The sequence below is a fragment of the Nocardia sp. NPDC020380 genome (assembly GCF_044386975.1).
GTDB lineage: Bacteria > Actinomycetota > Actinomycetes > Mycobacteriales > Mycobacteriaceae > Nocardia.
Map to the genome: position 1 here is coordinate 629,142 of NZ_JBIRVQ010000006.1, position 17,419 is coordinate 646,560.

The following is a 17,419-nucleotide window of genomic DNA, read 5'->3' on the forward strand; positions in this document are numbered from 1 at the left end:
AAGGACACCCATGAGGGCAGGAATTCACCCCACCTATGTCGACACCACCGTGGTGTGCGGCTGTGGGAACACTTTCCAGACGAAGAGCACCAAGGAGTCGGGCCAGATCACGGTCGAGGTCTGCTCCCAGTGCCACCCGTTCTACACGGGTAAGCAGAAGATTCTGGACACCGGCGGCCGTGTGGCCCGCTTCGAGGCTCGCTACGGCAAGCGCGACAAGGCTGCCAAGTAGCTGTCCCGCCGACGCCCGTCCTGCATTCCGCAGGCCGGGCGTCGGTGTTTTTGGCCTCCGCTTCGCTGCGGCGGTTCGCGGCCCTCGTGACCCCGATTCTTCCCTCCTCCGCTCCTCCGCTTCGCTCCCCCGCTCCGTCAGTCCAGAATCGGGGCGGGCCGCGAACATTCGGGCGGTTCACCCCGTCAACAAAGTCCCTGAAGGAGTTCCACGCCATGGCCGACAAGTCCGCGGCCCCGAACGCGATCGACGACATCCTGGCCGAATACGCCGGGCTGGAACTCCAACTGGCCGATCCGTCGCTGCACAACGACCCGGGCGCCGCCCGCCGCGTCGGTAAGCGATTCGCCGAACTCGGGCCGATCATGGCCACCTACAACAAGCTGAAGACCGCACGCGAGGACCTCGCGGCCGCCCAGGAGCTGGCCGCCGACGACTCGTCCTTCGCCGCCGAGGTGCCCGGCCTGCAGGCGCAGGCGGAAGAGCTGCACAAACAGCTCACCGACCTGCTCGCGCCGCGCGACCCGCACGATGCCGACGATGTCGTGCTCGAGGTGAAATCCGGTGAGGGCGGCGAAGAGTCGGCCCTGTTCGCCGCCGACCTGGCCCGCATGTACCTGCGCTACGCCGAACGGCACGGCTGGAAGGTCGAGGTACTCGGCGTCACCTACTCCGACCTCGACGGATACAAGGAGGCCAGCTTCTCGATCAAGAGCAAGGAGGCCGCCCGCGACGGCGTCTGGTCCCGGCTCAAGTTCGAGGGCGGCGTGCACCGCGTGCAGCGCGTGCCGGTCACCGAATCCCAAGGGCGCATTCACACTTCGGCCGCGGGCGTGCTCGTCTATCCGGAACCCGACGAGGTCGAGGAAGTCGAGATCGACGAGAAGGATCTGCGCATCGACGTGTACCGGTCCTCGGGGAAGGGTGGTCAGGGCGTCAACACCACCGACTCGGCCGTGCGCATCACCCACCTGCCCACCGGGCTCGTGGTGACCTGCCAGAACGAGCGGTCGCAGCTGCAGAACAAGATCCGCGCCAAGCAGGTGCTCGCCGCCCGGTTGCAGGCCCTCGCCGAGGAACAGGCCGACCAGGATGCCGCCGCCGGCCGCGCCTCGCAGATCCGCACCGTGGACCGCTCCGAGCGCATCCGCACCTACAACTTCCCGGAGAACCGCATCGCCGACCACCGCATCGGCTTCAAAGCGCACAACCTGGACTCGGTGCTGGACGGCAACCTCGACGATCTGCTCGATGCCCTGGGCGAAGCGGACCGCGCCGCCCGCCTCGCTGCCGAGTGAATTCTCGGCGGCCGGGCTGGGGGATCGGGACGCAACAACTGATTTCGTGAGAGTATGGGTAACTCATCGGGTACGACCAAAGGCTGTGCGGCACACGACCGCCGGTCCGCATCGTAAGAAGCGAGGCTCCCAACTGATCGGCAAAATACCCGGAGAGGCGGGCGGGCGCCGCGTGCCGCTGCGTCCCGCGATTCTCGAGGCTGTGGAGGCGCTCCGGACTGCCGGCGTGCACAGCCCGCAGGCGGACGCGGAACTACTTGCCGCGCATGTGCTCGGGGTCGACCGCATGCGGCTGCTGCTGGTCCCCATGGTGACTCCGGACCAGCTCGAGGAGTACCGCAAGCTGGTGGCCCGGCGCGCGGAACGCGTTCCGCTGCAACACCTCACGGGCACCGCCGCGATGGGGGAGATCGATCTCGCGGTCGGGCCCGGCGTGTTCATCCCGCGGCCCGAGACGGAGTTGCTGTTCGCCTGGGCGCTCGCGCAGCTGGAGGACATCGGCCACGAACATCCGCCCGTCGTGGTGGATCTGTGCACGGGCTCGGGGGCGCTCGCCCTGGCGGTCGCGCACGCCCGGCCCGACGCCGATGTGCACGCGGTCGAACTCGACCCGGAAGCGCTGTCCTGGGCCAAACGCAATGCCCGGCAGCTCGCCGACGAGGGCGATACCCCGATCGAACTGCACGAAGGGGACGTCACCGATCCCGGCATCCTCGGACACTTCGACGGCCGCGTCGACGTGGTCGTCTCCAACCCGCCCTACATTCCCGAGGCCGCGCAACTGGATCCCGAAGTCATGGACCACGATCCGCACCGGGCGCTCTTCGGTGGGCCCGACGGCCTGGACGTCATCCGGCCCATGATCACCACCATCGCCCGGCTGCTGCGCGACGGCGGCACCGTGGCGGTCGAACACGACGACACCAACGGCTCGGACGTGGCGGCCCTGTTCGCCGCGCACGGCGGCTTCACGGATATCGCCGAGCATCCCGACCTCGCGGGCAAGCCGCGCTTCGTGGTGGCGCGGCGCATTCTCGCCTGACCGTCCGGCCCGCACCGGAGTACGTTCGGGGACATGATCGAAGTCGCACCGATTGCCTGGGTGAAGTCGCCGAGAACCGAACCGCTGGACGATGATTGGGACGCCGTCACGTCCACCATCACCCTCGACGGGGCGCGTTTCACGCCCGACGCGGTGGCGGGTCTCGACGCCTTCTCACATATCGAGGTGGTCTACGTCTTCGACCGCGTCGAGGAAACGGATATCCACACCGGGGCCCGGCATCCGCGTGGCAACCAGGATTGGCCGCGCATCGGCATCTTCGCGCAGCGCGGTAAGGCCCGTCCCAACCGGATCGGCGTCACCGTCTGCGAACTGCTCGGCGTCGACGGGCTGACCCTCACCGTGCGCGGTCTCGATGCCATCGACGGCACCCCGGTCCTCGATATCAAGCCCTATATGACCGAATTCGCGGCACGCGGCGAAATCCGCCAGCCCGCATGGTCACACGAACTCATGGCGGGGTACTGGCAGCTCGATGGCAGTTCACGCGAGCGCCTGGATACCACCTAGCGCAGACACATTGCCGCGCGCCCGCGCAGACGTGCCAAGATGTCAGCCGTGAGTACCGTCTACGACTGTGCCGATCCCGACTCCCGTGCCGCCGGCCTGTCCGCTGCCCGCAGCACCCTGAAGTCCGGCCGATTGGCTGTCATCCCGACCGACACGCTGTACGGCCTCGCGGCCGACGCGTTCGACAGTCAGGCCGTCAACGCCCTGCTGGCCGCCAAGCGGCGCGGGCGCGATATGCCGGTGCCGGTGCTCGTCGGATCGTGGACCACGATCGACGGCCTGGTCTTCTCGGTGCGCCCGCAGGCCCGCGAGCTGATCCGCGCGTTCTGGCCCGGCGGCCTGACTCTCGTTGTGCAGCAGGCGCCTTCGCTGGCCTGGGATCTCGGCGACGCGCGCGGCACGGTCGCGCTGCGCATGCCGCTGCATCCGGTGGCCCTCGAACTGCTGCGCGAGGTGGGCCCGCTCGCGGTGTCCAGCGCCAACGTCTCCGGGCAGCCGCCGGCCGCCACGGTGGACGACGCCAAGGCACAGCTGGGTGAGCTGGTCGGGGTGTACCTCGACGGCGGCCCGGCCGATCACGGCGTCGCCTCCACCATCGTCGACCTGACCTCGGATCTGCCGCGCATCCTGCGCGAGGGTGCGATCCCGGCGGCGAAGATCGCGGAGGTCCTCGGCATGTCGCCCGAGGAACTCCTGGCGCAGGACGCGCGGTGACGGCCCGATAGATGCTGCTCAGTCAGGGCGTATTCAGCCAAGGAGCGGTGGTCCCGCTCCGCGAGCTGCTGCTGGTACTGCTCGTCGCCACGGTCGTCGCGTATCTGAGCACCGGCGGCGCCCGGGTGGCCGCCATCGCCTTCGGCGCGGTGGCCGTGCCGCGCGAGCGGGATGTGCACGTCAAGCCGACGCCGCGGATGGGCGGCCTCGGCATCTGGTTCGGCCTGGTGACGGCCGTGCTGTTCGCCCATCAGTTGCCCGCCTTGCGGCGCGGATTCGACTACCCGAAGGACATTCCCGCGGTACTCGCCGCGAGCACGCTGATCGTGCTGGTCGGCATCCTCGACGACCGCTGGGGGCTGGACTGGCTCACCAAGCTGGTCGGCCAGATCACCGCGGCCAGCGTCATGGCCGTCATGGGTTTGAGCTGGGTGGCCATCTACAACCCGTTCACCAATGAGACGGTGGTGCTGGATCCGCTGCAGGGCGGCCTCGTGACCGTGGGTCTCACGGTCACGATCATCAATGCGATGAATTTCGTGGACGGCCTGGACGGGCTCGCGGCCGGGCTGGGTTTCATCTGCGCGGCGGCCGTTTTCGTGTTCACCGTGGGATTGCTGTACGAAGTCGGCGGTTCCACCGACACCTATCCGCCCGCGTTGCTGGCGGCCGCACTCGCGGGCGGCTGTCTGGGATTTCTTCCGCACAATTTTCAGCCGGCCCGAATATTCATGGGCGATACCGGCTCGATGCTGATCGGTTTGATGCTGGCCGCGGTATCCACCGGCGCTTCCGGAAGAATTCCGCTGCAGGGTTACGGGCCGCGCGACATCGTGGGTCTGCTGTCACCGCTGTTGCTGGTGGGCGCGGTGATGTTCATTCCGGTACTTGATCTTGTTCTGGCCATCGTGCGGCGCGTTCGCGCAGGTGTGAGTTTCTCCACTCCCGACAAAATGCATCTGCATCACCGATTGCTCCAAATCGGACATTCGCAGCGTCGCGTCGTCTTGTTGATCTACTTGTGGGTCAGCGTGCTCGCATTCGGCGCGGTCGGCACCTCGCTGATTTCGGATCGGCGCATGGTCGTCCTGTTGTTTGCTGCCGGGCTCGTTTTCGCGCTCGTCGTCACCGCGGTGCCGTCCTGGCGCGAACTGAAGGTGAAACCACGCAGCAAACCGCCCCGCAGTCATGATCACGCCGCCGGGTAGAGTTGCCAGCTGTGAGCACGCCTTCTGAAACCGATCCCGACGCCCCGCTGCGGGCAGCGCTGCGCTACGGCCTCCTGGGTTTGGCTGTGCTCGTTGTGGTTTCGGCCGTCCTGGCGTCGATCCTCGCGGGCCTGCACGGCCTGTGGGGCGCCCTGCTCGGCTGCGCCATCGGCGGCGGATTCATCCTCACCACCGCCGCCGCCGTGCTGTTCAGCGCGAAAATCCAATCGGGCCTGCAGGGCATCGTCCTGCTCGGCAGCTGGGTCGGAAAACTGCTGATCGCCGTGATCGTCATCGCGGTGCTCAAGCGGTACGACTTCTACAGCCACAACGCACTGCTCTTCACAGTCGTCGGGGCGCTGCTGGTGGTACTCGGCGCGGAGACGTACGGCCTTCTGCGCCACCGGGTTCCGACCGTGCAGGTGGAGCGGGAGCTCTAGCCTCCCGACCTGCGTGAAACAGCCCCGCGACACTTTCGCGGGGGAGTTTCTGCCACCCCCTACACGTTGTCGTAGATAACTTGATAAACTCTTTACTTGTAGCCAACCGAATCAACAGGGGGGGTCGTGAGACCCGCCTGAGACCAGGTTATGCTTACAGCCGTACCTGACCCCCAGGGTCATGGTTCTGCACCGTCGACGATGTCGCCGACGCGCGTACAGACGCCAGGGCGTGACTGCCACAGCTGCTGACGAACTTCGAGCCGACCTGAGTCGACCCACCAGATCGTCAATGTCCGATCGATCCGCAGGAGAAAACTATCTCCTGCGGCCCGACCACGGGAGAGAACGCTGAGCGTCACCATTTTGGCGGGCGAGTTCCACGCGCCGTCGCTTAACGACTTCTTCCCCGAGAAGATCCTCGGGGACACGCCTTTCGGGCTCTTCGATCTCGATCGCTTGATGCTCATTCGCATCCTCATGGCGGCCGTTCTCGTGATCGTCATGCTGGCCGCATTCCGTCGGCCGCAGCTGGTTCCGCGCGGCCTTCAGAATGCAGCCGAATACGGTCTGGTGTTCGTCAAGGAGCAGATCTGTGACGAGATCCTGGGCAAGGAAACCGGGAAGAAGTTCTTCCCGCTGATCGCGTCGATCTTCTTCGGCGTCCTGTTCCTGAACTTTTCCAGCGTCATTCCGTTCCTGAACATTTCGTCGAACGCCCGTGTCGGTATGCCGCTCGTGCTGGCCGTCGTCGCCTACATCACGTTCAACTATGTGGGCATCAAGAAGTACGGCTTCGTCAAGTACGTGCGCTCGTCCATCGTGGTGCCGAACGTGCCGCCCGCGCTGCACGTGCTGCTGATCCCGATCGAGTTCATCTCGACCTTCCTGCTGCGCCCCTTCACGCTGACCGTTCGTCTCATGGCGAACATGCTGTCGGGCCACATCATGTTGGTGCTGTTCTTCAGTGCCACCCAGTTCTTCCTGTTCGATGCCGTCGCATGGATGAAGGTTCTGTCGCCGTTCTCGCTGCTCGCGGGCTTCGGCTTCACCCTCTTCGAAGTGCTGGTGATCTTCCTGCAGGCGTACGTGTTCGCGCTGCTGACCGCTGTGTACATCGGTCTGGCCGAGCACGCCGACTCCCACTGACCAACTGCACCAACACCAGAAACCTGCCACACACGCCGCTTCGGCGGGTGGGCGACAGAAAGGGAACAAACACCAATGAGCAGCACCATGACCTTCCTGGCCGAGAACGCTCCGACCGTCAAGGGTTACGGCGCCATCGGCTACGGTCTCGCCGCGATCGGCCCCGGCATCGGCGTGGGCATCGTGGTCGGCAAGGCCATCGAGGGCATCGCCCGCCAGCCCGAGCTGCAGGGCACCATCCGGACCACCATGTTCCTGGGTATCGCGTTCACCGAGGCCCTGGCGCTGATCGGTCTCGTCGCCGGCTTCATTTTCTGATTCCGGCAAAACGACTAGGAATCAACGATGAACAGCACCTACCTGCTCGCGGCTGAGGGGGCGGACAAGAACCCCCTCATCCCGGAGCCGTACGACATCCTCTGGTCTGCGGTCGTCTTCATCGTTATCGCCGTCGTCTTCGCCAAGTACGTCGTCCCGCGCCTGACCAAGGTGCTCGACGAGCGTTCCGAGAAGATCGAAGGCGGTATCGCCAAGGCCGAGACCGTGCAGGCCGAGGCGCAGGCCACGCTGCAGCAGTACCAGGAGCAGCTGGCCGAGGCTCGCCTCGAGGCTGCTCGCATCCGTGAGGAGGCCCGTACCCAGGGCCAGACCATCCTCTCCCAGATGCGCGCCGAGGCGCAGTCCGAGGCCGACCGCATCGTCGCCGCGGGTCACGCGCAGCTGGAGGCACAGCGCCAGCAGATCGTGACCGAGCTGCGTTCCGAGCTGGGCCGTACCGCGGTCGACCTGGCCGAGAAGATCATCGGCCAGTCGGTGGCCGATGAGGCCAAGCAGGCCGCGTCGATCGACCAGTTCCTCCGGGAGCTGGATACGAACGCCGGCATCGGGGTCGGAAGGTAACGAACCGAAAGTGGGAAGCATGTACGCAGCGAGCCGCGAGGCGAGCTCCCGTGCGCGGGAAGCTCTTCGGGCCGCTCTGACCGGAAGCGACTCCGTCGCGGCCACGACGGGCTCCGAACTGTTCGCCGTTGTCGCCGTCCTCGACGACCAGCGTTCGCTGCGTGTGGCGCTCGCGGATAAGTCGGTGTCGAGTTCGGTGCGCGCCGAGCTGGCGGAACGCCTGTTCGGCGGCAAGATCAGCGCGGCCACGCAGGCGGTGCTGACCACCGCGGTGGCCCAGGACTGGTCGCGGGCTCGCGACCTCGTCGACACCCTGGTGGTGCTCGGCCGCGAGGCGCTGCTGCGCACCGCGGACGAGCGGGGCCGCCTGGATGCCGTCGAGGACGAGCTCTTCCGGCTGGGCCGCATCATCGACGACAACCCGGACCTGGAGCAGGCGCTGCAGGACCACGGCAAGCCGGCCTCGGCCAAGCGTGCCCTGGTGCAGCGGCTGCTCGCGGGCAAGGTCGAGGACATCACCCTGCAGCTGGCCGAACAGGCCGTGCTGCGCCACAAGGGCGATGTCGGCCAGGCCATCGATGAGCTGTCCGACCTGGCGGCGTCGCTTCGCGACCAGATCGTGGCGCACGTGCGCGCCGCGGCGGCTCTGACGCCGCAGCAGCGCGAGCACCTGGCGGCCGCATTGCAGCGCATCTACGACAAGCCGGTCACCGTGCACGTGCAGGAGGACCCGAGCCTGCTGGCCGGTGTCGTCGTGCGCGTGGGCGACGACGTGATCGACGGCAGCGCCGTCGGACGGCTGCAGCGCTTGCGTCAGTCTCTCGCTTGAGACCAACGCTCCACTGCGCATGATTGCCGGCACGCCGGCCGGCCTTAACACACCGACATTCGAGACCACAGCGAGAGCAGGAAGAACATGGCGGAGCTGACGATCTCCCCCGATGAGATCCGTAGCGCGATCGAGAGCTACACCCAGAGCTACACCCCGGAAACCTCCATCGAGGAAGTGGGCGTCGTCACCGACACCGGCGACGGTATCGCCCACATCAGCGGCCTCCCGTCCGCGATGGCCAACGAGCTGCTGGAGTTCCCCGGCGGCGTCCTCGGCGTCGCGTTGAACCTGGAGGACACCGAGATCGGTGCCGTCGTCCTGGGTGAGTTCGACACCATCGAGGAGGGCCAGCAGGTCCGCCGCACCGGCGACGTGCTGTCGGTCCCCGTCGGTGACAAGTTCCTGGGCCGCGTCGTGAACCCGCTCGGCGCCCCGATCGACGGCCTCGGCGAGATCGAGGCCGACGAGCGTCGCGTGCTCGAGCTGCAGGCCGCGACCGTGCTGGAGCGCCAGCCGGTCGGTGAGCCGATGGCCACCGGCATCACCGCCATCGACGCGCTGACCGCCATCGGCCGCGGCCAGCGTCAGCTCGTCATCGGCGACCGCAAGACCGGCAAGACCGCGGTCTGCATCGACGCGATCATCAACCAGAAGGCCAACTGGGCCACCGGCGATCCGACCAAGCAGGTGCGCTGCATCTACGTCGCGATCGGCCAGAAGGGCTCCACCATCGCGGGCGTGAAGGCCGCGCTGGAGGCACACGGCGCGATGGAGTACACCACCATCGTCGCGGCCCCGGCCTCGGACTCCGCCGGCTTCAAATGGCTTGCGCCGTACACCGGTTCGGCCATCGGCCAGCACTGGATGTACCAGGGCAAGCACGTCCTGATCGTGTTCGACGACCTGTCCAAGCAGGCCGAGGCCTACCGCGCCATCTCGCTGCTGCTGCGTCGCCCGCCGGGCCGCGAGGCGTACCCGGGTGACGTCTTCTACCTGCACTCGCGTCTGCTGGAGCGTTGCGCCAAGCTGTCCGACGAGATGGGCGCGGGCTCCATGACCGCATTGCCGATCATCGAGACCAAGGCCAACGACGTGTCGGCGTTCATCCCGACCAACGTCATCTCCATCACCGACGGCCAGGTGTTCCTGGAGTCGGACCTCTTCAACAAGGGTGTCCGGCCGGCCATCAACGTCGGTATCTCGGTGTCCCGTGTCGGTGGCGCCGCGCAGACCAAGGCCATGAAGCAGGTCGCCGGTTCGCTGCGTCTGGAGCTCGCCTCCTACCGTGAGCTGGAGGCGTTCTCCGCCTTCGCCTCCGACCTGGATGCGGCCTCGCTGGCGCAGCTGGAGCGCGGTGGCCGCTGGGTCGAGCTGCTGAAGCAGGACCAGTACGCCCCGGTTTCCGTTGAGGACCAGGTGGTTTCGCTGTTCCTGGTCGACGGCGGCTTCTACGACTCGGTGCCGGTCGGCGACATCCGCCGCTTCAATGGCGAGCTGCTGGAGTACCTGCACGGTTCCGTGCAGTCCTCCTTCGACGCCCTGCAGGGTGGCGCCAAGAAGCTCGAGGGCGAGCCGGCCGAGGCCATCAAGGCCGCGACCGACAAGTTCAAGCAGGGCTTCCTGGCCTCCGACGGCAGCCGCGTCGTGAACGAAGCCGCCGCCGGCCAGCTCGATCACGAAGAGGTCGAGTCGCTGTCCGTCACTCGTAAGCACGTCGAGAAGTAAGACGGGCGAAGCGAATGCGACTGACTGACTCCGGCGGTGTGCGCTCAGGGTACGCAGGCGGCAGCCTGCGTAACCACGTAGTGCCCGCGCACGCCGCCCATCGAGTAGAGATGAAGGGAGTGTGAACCGTTAATGCCTAGCGTGCGCGAACTGCGCTCCCGAATTCGTTCCGTGAGCTCGATCAAGAAGATCACCAAGGCGCAAGAGCTGATCGCGACCTCGCGAATCAGCAAGGCGCAGGCCCGAGTCGCGGCTGCCAAGCCGTACGCGGAGGAGATCACCAAGGTGCTCGCCGAATTGGCAAGCGCCAGCAGTAATCTCACCCATCCGCTGCTGACCGAGCGGCCGAATGCGCGGCGTGCCGCGGTGCTGGTGATCACCAGCGACCGCGGCATGTGCGGTGGCTACAACTCCAATGTGCTGAAGCGCACCGAGGAGCTGCTGACCACGCTGCGTTCCGAGGGCAAAGAGCCGATCCTGTACGTGATGGGCTCGAAGGGCTTGACCTACTACACGTTCCGTCGCCGCGCGGTGAACGGTTCGTGGGTCGGTTTCTCCCAGTCGCCCAACTACCTGGACGCGTCCGCTGCCTGTAACCACCTGGTCGAGGCGTTCATGGCGGGTGCCGAGGGCGAGGTGGCCGCTCCCAACGGGGTCGGCACCATGCCGGGCGTGGATGAACTGCACATCGTCTACACGCGTTTCGTGTCGATGTTGTCGCAGGTGCCGGAGGTGCGCCGCCTGGCGCCCATCCAGATCAGCTTCGTCGACGAGAGCTTCGACATGGGCCCGGACAGCTTCTCCGATTCGGAGACGGCGGATGTCCACGCCCAGTACGAGTTCGAGCCGGATGCGGACCGCCTGCTGGGCGCGCTGCTGCCGAAGTACATCAACACCCGGATCTACTCGTCGCTGCTGGACGCGGCGGCATCGGAGTCGGCTGCGCGCCGCACCGCTATGAAGGCTGCCACCGATAACGCGACGGAACTGGTGAATTCACTGACCCGTACCGCGAACTCGTTGCGGCAGGCCGGAATCACGCAGGAAATCACGGAAATCGTCGGCGGCGCCAACGCGCTGGCTTCGAGCTCGGACCGCGACTAAGCCGTAGGAAGAGAAGCAATGACCGCAGCTGTCACTAACGAAACCCGGGTTGGCGCCGGCACAGGCCGCGTCTCCCGCGTCATCGGACCCGTCGTGGACGTCGAGTTCCCGCGTGGTTCGATCCCTGAGCTCTACAACGCCCTGAACGTGGACATCGCGCTCCCGTCCGTGGCGAAGACCCTGACCCTCGAGGTCGCACAGCACCTGGGCGACAACATCGTTCGCACCATCTCCATGCAGCCGACCGACGGTCTGGTGCGTGGCGTCGAGGTGCGCGACACCGGCAAGCCGATCTCGGTGCCCGTCGGTGACGTCGTCAAGGGTCACGTGTTCAACGCGCTGGGCGACTGCCTGGACACCCCCGGCCTGGGCCGCGACGGCGAGCAGTGGGGCATCCACCGCCAGCCGCCCGCCTTCGACCAGCTCGAGGGCAAGACCGAGATCCTGGAAACAGGCGTCAAGGTCATCGACCTGCTGACCCCGTATGTCAAGGGCGGCAAGATCGGTCTGTTCGGTGGTGCCGGTGTCGGCAAGACCGTGCTGATCCAGGAGATGATCACCCGTATCGCGCGCGAGTTCTCGGGCACCTCGGTGTTCGCGGGCGTCGGCGAGCGTACTCGTGAGGGCACCGACCTCCACCTGGAAATGGAAGAGATGGGCGTCCTGCAGGACACCGCCCTCGTCTTCGGCCAGATGGACGAGCCGCCGGGCACGCGTATGCGCGTCGCCCTGTCGGCCCTGACCATGGCGGAGTACTTCCGCGATGTGCAGAACCAGGACGTGTTGCTCTTCATCGACAACATCTTCCGGTTCACCCAGGCCGGTTCCGAGGTCTCGACCCTGCTGGGTCGTATGCCCTCGGCCGTCGGTTACCAGCCGACCCTGGCGGACGAGATGGGTCAGCTCCAGGAGCGGATCACCTCGACCCGTGGCCGTTCGATCACCTCGATGCAGGCGATCTACGTCCCCGCCGACGACTACACCGACCCGGCGCCGGCGACCACCTTCGCCCACCTGGACGCGACGACCGAGCTTTCCCGCCCGATCTCGCAGAAGGGCATCTACCCGGCCGTCGACCCGCTGACCTCGACCTCTCGTATTCTCGAGGCGTCCATCGTCGGCGATCGGCACTTCGCGGTGGCCAACGAGGTCAAGCGGATCCTGCAGAAGTACAAGGAACTGCAGGACATCATCGCCATCCTCGGTATGGACGAGCTCTCCGAGGCGGACAAGGTCCTCGTCGGCCGTGCCCGTCGTCTGGAGAAGTTCCTCGGCCAGAACTTCATCGTGGCCGAGAAGTTCACCGGTCAGCCGGGTTCGGTCGTGCCGCTGGAGCAGACCATCGACGACTTCGATCGCGTCTGCAAGGGCGAGTTCGACCACCTGCCGGAGCAGGCGTTCAACTCCTGTGGTGGCCTGGACGACGTCGAGGCGGCCGCGAAGAAGATCGCCGGGAAGTAGTCCACCATGGCGGATATGTCTGTTGATCTGGTCGCCGTCGAGCGGCTGCTGTGGTCGGGGCGGGCGAGTTTCGTCTCCGCTCAGACCACGGAGGGTGAGATCGGCATCATGCCCAACCACGAACCGCTGCTCGGGCAGCTCGTGGAGGGCGGCACCGTGACCATCGATTCCGTCGAGGGCGAGCGTATCGTCGCTGCCGTGCACGGCGGGTTCTTCTCGGTCACGGCCGGCGCGGTGCGCGTGCTGGCCGAATCCGCGGAGTTCGCGGGCGATATCGACGAGGCGGCCGCCAAGGCCGTGCTCGCCGACGCCGATGCGAGCGAGGCGGCGAAGGCCGAGGCGCAGGGCCGGTTGCGTGCCCTGGAGAAGGCGGCCGCAGCGCACTGACGCTTGTTGCCCCGGAGCAAATAGGCAGCGGCCCCAGGATTTTCCTGGGGCCGCTGCTTTTTCTATTGATAGCGGTGTGATTGAATTCCTTCGCCGGTCTTTTCTGTGATCTAGCGCATTTAGCTAAACCTTAGCTATTACAAGCACTTCCCAGCTTTACCGTCATGAGCATGCGCAGAGCGAGGGGTGAATGAGCGGGTTTCGAGCTGTACGCAGGCCGCGGGTACTCCGCGGAATCATCACGACCGTCGCGACCATGGTCGCCCTCGGATTCTTTTCGCCCGGTGCGGCGAACGCCGACGCCTGGGTCGCGCTACCCGACGGGCATATCGAGGGCCCCGGTGTGAAGATCACGAGTCGCGGTGAGCGCGCGATAGTTTCGCCCTCGCTGGCGTCCAACGGCGCCGGCCGCTCGACCTGGGTCTCCGGGAATATCACCGCGGAGGTGGATACCCCGGACGGCACCATCGGGCCGAACAACGGCGCCAAGAACTTTCCCGGTACCAACAACTCGTCGACGCACGGCTCCTCGGGGCTGACCGTCGGCTATATCGTCGGCTGCCAGGTGGCGGTGGGTTCGCTCAGCGCCTCGACGGGATTCACCATCAGCCCGACATCGCCCTCCGTGAGCGGCGGTGTGAGTATCCCGCTGACGGCGGGGCAGGTGGCGTGGGTGCAGATCGACAATATCGATACTCCCAAGAGCGGCACGTATCACATTCAATACCAGGACATTCCGATGGACGTGCAGGGCTGCGGCGGATATGCGCAGGCCCGGCAATTCTCGGTGGTCGAGATCATCGGTGCCGACTACGCCAAGGTCTCGCTCTACGGCCAGCCGTTCAGTATCGGCTGATCCGTATTCACTCCGACGCGAAGGGATCGTATGTTCGGCAGGGTTGAATACGCGCGGGGCGGCAAGGTTTTCGGCGTCGCCATGGCCGCCGCGGTGGTATGGGGTTCGGGTTCCGGGGGCGCGGCGAATGCCGATACGTTCATTCCGCTGCCCGGCGGGCAAATCAGCCGCACACTCGATGACGGCACCGTGCTGACGGTCCGGATCGACAATGAATCGGCGAAGATCAGTCCTTCGATGGGATCGACGCCCGCGCACCGGAACGTCTGGGTGACCGGACGTGGCAGCGTGGATGTCTCGGGACCGAGCGCGGCGACCAGCACCATCAAGATCTCGCCCGGATACATCGTCGGCTGTCAGGTCGATATCGGCCAGTTCAGCGAGTCCGAGAACGGGACCGGCACGGGTGCGCCCGGCAGCGGTGGCGCCGCGCCTACCTTCACCCCGTCCCAGACCTTCGGCGGTGGTCTCTCGCTGGGGCCCGGGCAGGCGGTGGCCCGCCTGATGCTCGACCTCGAGGCGCCCGACGACTACGGGCAGGAAAAGCACAACCGCTACAACAAGACTCCGGGTCCGCACGCCAGCGTCTCCTGGGTGGACGAGGCGTTCGAGGTGAACGGCTGCGGCGGTTACGCGCAGGCGCGGTCGTTCGTGCTCATCTCGGCCTACACCGATACCCAGATCGGTGACGTGACGGTGTGGGGTCAGCCGTTCAGCATGGGCTGAACCTGCCGGAGCAGCTGACCTGGTCATACGTCACATTCGGTGGATGGCCGGACCCGGCGTTTCGGCGGTCGCTAGTATCGACCGAATACACGCGGGGTCCGGCCATCGGCCGGATGGTTCGACCGACGCGAATCGAAGGGACGGAGCGGCATTGCAAACCGGGATGGTGCTTCTGATCATTCTGGTGCTGTTGCTTGTCGCCTTGGCCTTGGCTTCCACCTATCGGCTGATCATGTTGCGCCGCGGTGGGACGGCGGCATTGCTGCGGGTATTGCCTGCTCGCGGGCATGGCGGCGGTTGGCGGCACGGGCTGATCCGGTATGACGAGGACACCCTCGTCTTCTACAAACTCTCCAGTCTGAAGCTCGGTCCCGATTCGACATTGCGCCGCTTGGCGATCGAGGTCGGTCCGCGGCGGTCCCCGGATGGGGACGAATACGACATCATGACCGATGAGGCGATCGTCAATATCGCCGACGGCAACGGCAGTTACGAGCTGGCTCTGGATCGCGGCGCGCTGGCGGCTCTGCTGTCCTGGGTGGAGTCGCGACCGTCCGAACGTATCCGGCGGCGGCCCGCGCACTGAGGCCATCGCGGGTTACGGTGATCTCGTGAGTGTGCACCTGACGCGGATCTATACGCGCACCGGCGACGACGGGACGACCGGCCTCAGCGATTTCTCGCGCGTGCCGAAGACCGACCCGCGGCTGATCGCGTACGCCGACTGTGACGAGACCAATGCCGCCCTCGGGGTGGCGATTGCTCTGGGTCAGCCGGACACGCGGATCCTTACTGTGCTGCGCCACATACAGAACGACCTCTTCGATGCCGGCGCTGATCTCTCCACCCCCCTGGTCGCGGACCCCAAGTACCCGCCGCTGCGCATCACCCAGCCCTATATCGATCGTCTCGAGCAGTGGTGCGATGAGTTCAATGAGCCTCTGGCGCCGTTGAATTCGTTCATCCTGCCGGGCGGCACGCCGCTGGCCGCGCTGCTGCACACGGCGCGCACGGTGGCGCGGCGCGCCGAGCGTTCCGCGTGGGCCGCGGTCGACGCGCACCCGGACGACACGAACGTGTTGCCCGCGAAATACCTGAACCGGCTGTCCGACCTGCTGTTCATTCTCGGCCGGGTCGCCAATCCGGAAGGCGACATCCTCTGGCGGCCGGGCGGAGAAGCCACGGGCGGGGGAGAGGACCACTAGGCTGACCCCCGTGAGTGAACGGTTTCTGGTGACCGGGGGCAGCACGCTCGTCGGTGAGGTCGCGGTCGGCGGCGCGAAGAACAGCGTCCTCAAGCTGATGGCCGCTGCGCTGCTGGCCGAGGGTACGACCACGATCACGAACTGCCCGGACATCCTGGATGTGCCGTTGATGGCGGACGTGTTGCGCGGCCTCGGCTGCGATGTCACGGTCGACCACGAGACCGTGACCATCACGACGCCGCCGGAACCGAAGTACCACGCGGACTTTCCGGCCGTGACGCAGTTCCGCGCGTCGGTGTGTGTGCTGGGTCCGCTGATGGCGCGGTGCAAGCGTGCGGTGGTGGCGTTGCCGGGTGGTGACGCCATCGGCTCGCGTCCGCTGGACATGCATCAGGCCGGACTGCGGCTGCTGGGCGCCACCAGCGAGATCGAGCACGGCTGCCTGGTAGCGCGTGCCGAGGAACTACAGGGTGCGCGGATCCGCCTGGATTTCCCGTCGGTGGGTGCGACCGAGAACATCCTGATGGCCGCGGTGCTCGCGGAGGGTGAGACGGTCATCGACAACGCGGCGCGCGAGCCGGAGATCGTGGATCTGTGCAACATGCTGATCCGCATGGGCGCGAAGATCGCGGGCGCCGGCACCTCGGTGCTGACCATCGAGGGTGTGGACAAGCTGTCGCCGACCGAGCACCGGGTGATCGGTGATCGCATCGTCGCCGCCACCTGGGGTATCGCCGCGGCGATGACGCAGGGGGATGTGCGGGTGACGGGTATCAACCCGAAGCATCTCTCGCTGGTGCTGGACAAGCTGCGGTCGTCGGGCGCGCGAATTTCGTTCGAACCGGACGGTTTCCGGGTGGTGCAGTCGGATCGGCCTCGTGCCGTGAACTTTTCGACGCTGCCCTTCCCGGGTTTCCCCACCGACCTGCAGCCGATGGCCATCGGGCTGGCCGCCATCTCCGACGGCACCTCGATGATCACCGAGAACATCTTCGAGGCGCGCTTCCGTTTCGTGGAAGAGATGATCCGGCTCGGCGCCGATGCCCGGACCGATGGGCATCACGCTGTGGTGCGCGGGATTCCGCGGTTGTCGAGCGCGCCGGTCTGGTCGTCGGACATTCGCGCCGGCGCGGGCCTGGTGCTCGCGGGTCTGGTCGCCGACGGGGTGACCGAAGTGCACGACGTCTTCCACATCGACCGGGGCTACCCGGATTTCGTGGAGAACATGCGGTCCCTAGGGGCCGAGATCGAACGCGTCGGAACCGCAGACTGAACAGCTCGTGTCGGTACGTGTTCGCGAAAAATGGTCCTGAACAGGCGATTTGACATGCGAACCACCAACACGTAACTTATTCCAGGTCAGAGCGACACGGACACCGACTCCGGTGAGACGAGAGCGCCTGATGATCACACTAGCTCCCAACCAACCAGCGGATTTGGTTCTGCTGCGCGGCTGGGGTTAAGCTTGAAAAGTTGCCTAGCTGATCGAACGGGCTCACCGCCCGGGAGATGGCTTGTGCGTGTGTTCTTTGAGAACTCAATAGTGTGTCGATGAATGTCAGTGCCAAATATTTTATTTGGTTCCGATTCCTCACCCCCCGTGTGAGGG

General features: G+C 66.1%; 20 protein-coding genes. All 20 read left to right on the forward strand.

Annotation, left to right across the window (positions count from 1 at the left end; genetic code table 11):
- Positions 1–10 precede the first annotated feature (10 nt).
- The 20 genes from rpmE to murA all read left to right on the forward strand — a co-directional run bounded on the left by rpmE (position 11) and on the right by murA (position 17,083).
- Complete coding sequence (gene rpmE, locus ACH438_RS19625) at positions 11–232, forward strand: 50S ribosomal protein L31 (protein WP_357098869.1); 222 nt, start codon at positions 11–13, stop codon at positions 230–232.
- A gap of 215 nt (positions 233–447) precedes the next feature.
- Entirely contained in the window at positions 448–1,530 is a 1,083-nt protein-coding gene (prfA, locus tag ACH438_RS19630) for a peptide chain release factor 1 (RefSeq protein ID WP_397007081.1), read from the forward strand.
- Positions 1,531–1,702: 172 nt separating this feature from the next.
- Positions 1,703–2,572: a peptide chain release factor N(5)-glutamine methyltransferase gene (prmC, locus tag ACH438_RS19635; protein ID WP_397007083.1), complete on the forward strand. Its 870-nt coding sequence runs from the start codon at positions 1,703–1,705 to the stop codon at positions 2,570–2,572.
- 33 nt (positions 2,573–2,605) lie between these two features.
- Positions 2,606–3,103 carry an SAM-dependent methyltransferase gene (locus tag ACH438_RS19640; protein ID WP_397007085.1) on the forward strand — a complete coding sequence of 166 codons (498 nt, stop codon included), beginning with the start codon at positions 2,606–2,608 and terminating at the stop codon, positions 3,101–3,103.
- A gap of 48 nt (positions 3,104–3,151) precedes the next feature.
- Positions 3,152–3,817: an L-threonylcarbamoyladenylate synthase gene (locus tag ACH438_RS19645; protein WP_397007149.1), complete on the forward strand. Its 666-nt coding sequence runs from the start codon at positions 3,152–3,154 to the stop codon at positions 3,815–3,817.
- Positions 3,818–3,828: 11 nt separating this feature from the next.
- Positions 3,829–5,025 (forward strand): MraY family glycosyltransferase, encoded by a 1,197-nt coding sequence (locus tag ACH438_RS19650; RefSeq protein ID WP_397007087.1) that lies wholly within the window; start codon positions 3,829–3,831, stop codon positions 5,023–5,025.
- Positions 5,026–5,027: 2 nt separating this feature from the next.
- Positions 5,028–5,465 (forward strand): hypothetical protein, encoded by a 438-nt coding sequence (locus ACH438_RS19655; protein WP_397007089.1) that lies wholly within the window; start codon positions 5,028–5,030, stop codon positions 5,463–5,465.
- A 363-nt stretch (positions 5,466–5,828) separates the two neighbouring features.
- A complete protein-coding gene (gene atpB / locus ACH438_RS19660) occupies positions 5,829–6,614 on the forward strand; it encodes a F0F1 ATP synthase subunit A (RefSeq protein WP_397007151.1) in 786 nt (261 codons plus the stop codon).
- A 75-nt stretch (positions 6,615–6,689) separates the two neighbouring features.
- Entirely contained in the window at positions 6,690–6,932 is a 243-nt protein-coding gene (locus tag ACH438_RS19665) for an ATP synthase F0 subunit C (protein ID WP_397007091.1), read from the forward strand.
- Positions 6,933–6,959: 27 nt separating this feature from the next.
- The gene (locus ACH438_RS19670; protein ID WP_397007093.1) at positions 6,960–7,514 is read left to right on the forward strand and encodes a F0F1 ATP synthase subunit B; all 555 of its coding nucleotides are present in this window, start codon (positions 6,960–6,962) and stop codon (positions 7,512–7,514) included.
- Between the two features lie 19 nt (positions 7,515–7,533).
- Complete coding sequence (locus ACH438_RS19675; RefSeq protein ID WP_397007095.1) at positions 7,534–8,343, forward strand: F0F1 ATP synthase subunit delta; 810 nt, start codon at positions 7,534–7,536, stop codon at positions 8,341–8,343.
- Between the two features lie 87 nt (positions 8,344–8,430).
- A complete protein-coding gene (gene atpA / locus ACH438_RS19680; RefSeq protein ID WP_397007097.1) occupies positions 8,431–10,071 on the forward strand; it encodes a F0F1 ATP synthase subunit alpha in 1,641 nt (546 codons plus the stop codon).
- Between the two features lie 132 nt (positions 10,072–10,203).
- Positions 10,204–11,175: a F0F1 ATP synthase subunit gamma gene (locus tag ACH438_RS19685; protein ID WP_397007099.1), complete on the forward strand. Its 972-nt coding sequence runs from the start codon at positions 10,204–10,206 to the stop codon at positions 11,173–11,175.
- An 18-nt stretch (positions 11,176–11,193) separates the two neighbouring features.
- The gene (atpD, locus tag ACH438_RS19690) at positions 11,194–12,636 is read left to right on the forward strand and encodes a F0F1 ATP synthase subunit beta (protein WP_397007101.1); all 1,443 of its coding nucleotides are present in this window, start codon (positions 11,194–11,196) and stop codon (positions 12,634–12,636) included.
- 6 nt (positions 12,637–12,642) lie between these two features.
- Complete coding sequence (locus ACH438_RS19695) at positions 12,643–13,023, forward strand: F0F1 ATP synthase subunit epsilon (protein ID WP_397007103.1); 381 nt, start codon at positions 12,643–12,645, stop codon at positions 13,021–13,023.
- A gap of 256 nt (positions 13,024–13,279) precedes the next feature.
- Positions 13,280–13,879, forward strand: a complete 600-nt coding sequence (locus ACH438_RS19700; protein WP_397007105.1) for an MspA family porin — start codon at positions 13,280–13,282, stop codon at positions 13,877–13,879.
- A gap of 30 nt (positions 13,880–13,909) precedes the next feature.
- The gene (locus ACH438_RS19705; RefSeq protein WP_397007107.1) at positions 13,910–14,605 is read left to right on the forward strand and encodes an MspA family porin; all 696 of its coding nucleotides are present in this window, start codon (positions 13,910–13,912) and stop codon (positions 14,603–14,605) included.
- Between the two features lie 163 nt (positions 14,606–14,768).
- Positions 14,769–15,191 (forward strand): DUF2550 family protein, encoded by a 423-nt coding sequence (locus ACH438_RS19710; protein WP_397007109.1) that lies wholly within the window; start codon positions 14,769–14,771, stop codon positions 15,189–15,191.
- Between the two features lie 25 nt (positions 15,192–15,216).
- On the forward strand, positions 15,217–15,810 hold the full coding sequence (locus ACH438_RS19715) for a cob(I)yrinic acid a,c-diamide adenosyltransferase (RefSeq protein ID WP_397007111.1): 594 nt from the start codon (positions 15,217–15,219) through the stop codon (positions 15,808–15,810).
- Positions 15,811–15,820: 10 nt separating this feature from the next.
- Positions 15,821–17,083 carry a UDP-N-acetylglucosamine 1-carboxyvinyltransferase gene (gene murA, locus ACH438_RS19720; RefSeq protein ID WP_397007113.1) on the forward strand — a complete coding sequence of 421 codons (1,263 nt, stop codon included), beginning with the start codon at positions 15,821–15,823 and terminating at the stop codon, positions 17,081–17,083.
- Positions 17,084–17,419 lie beyond the last annotated feature (336 nt).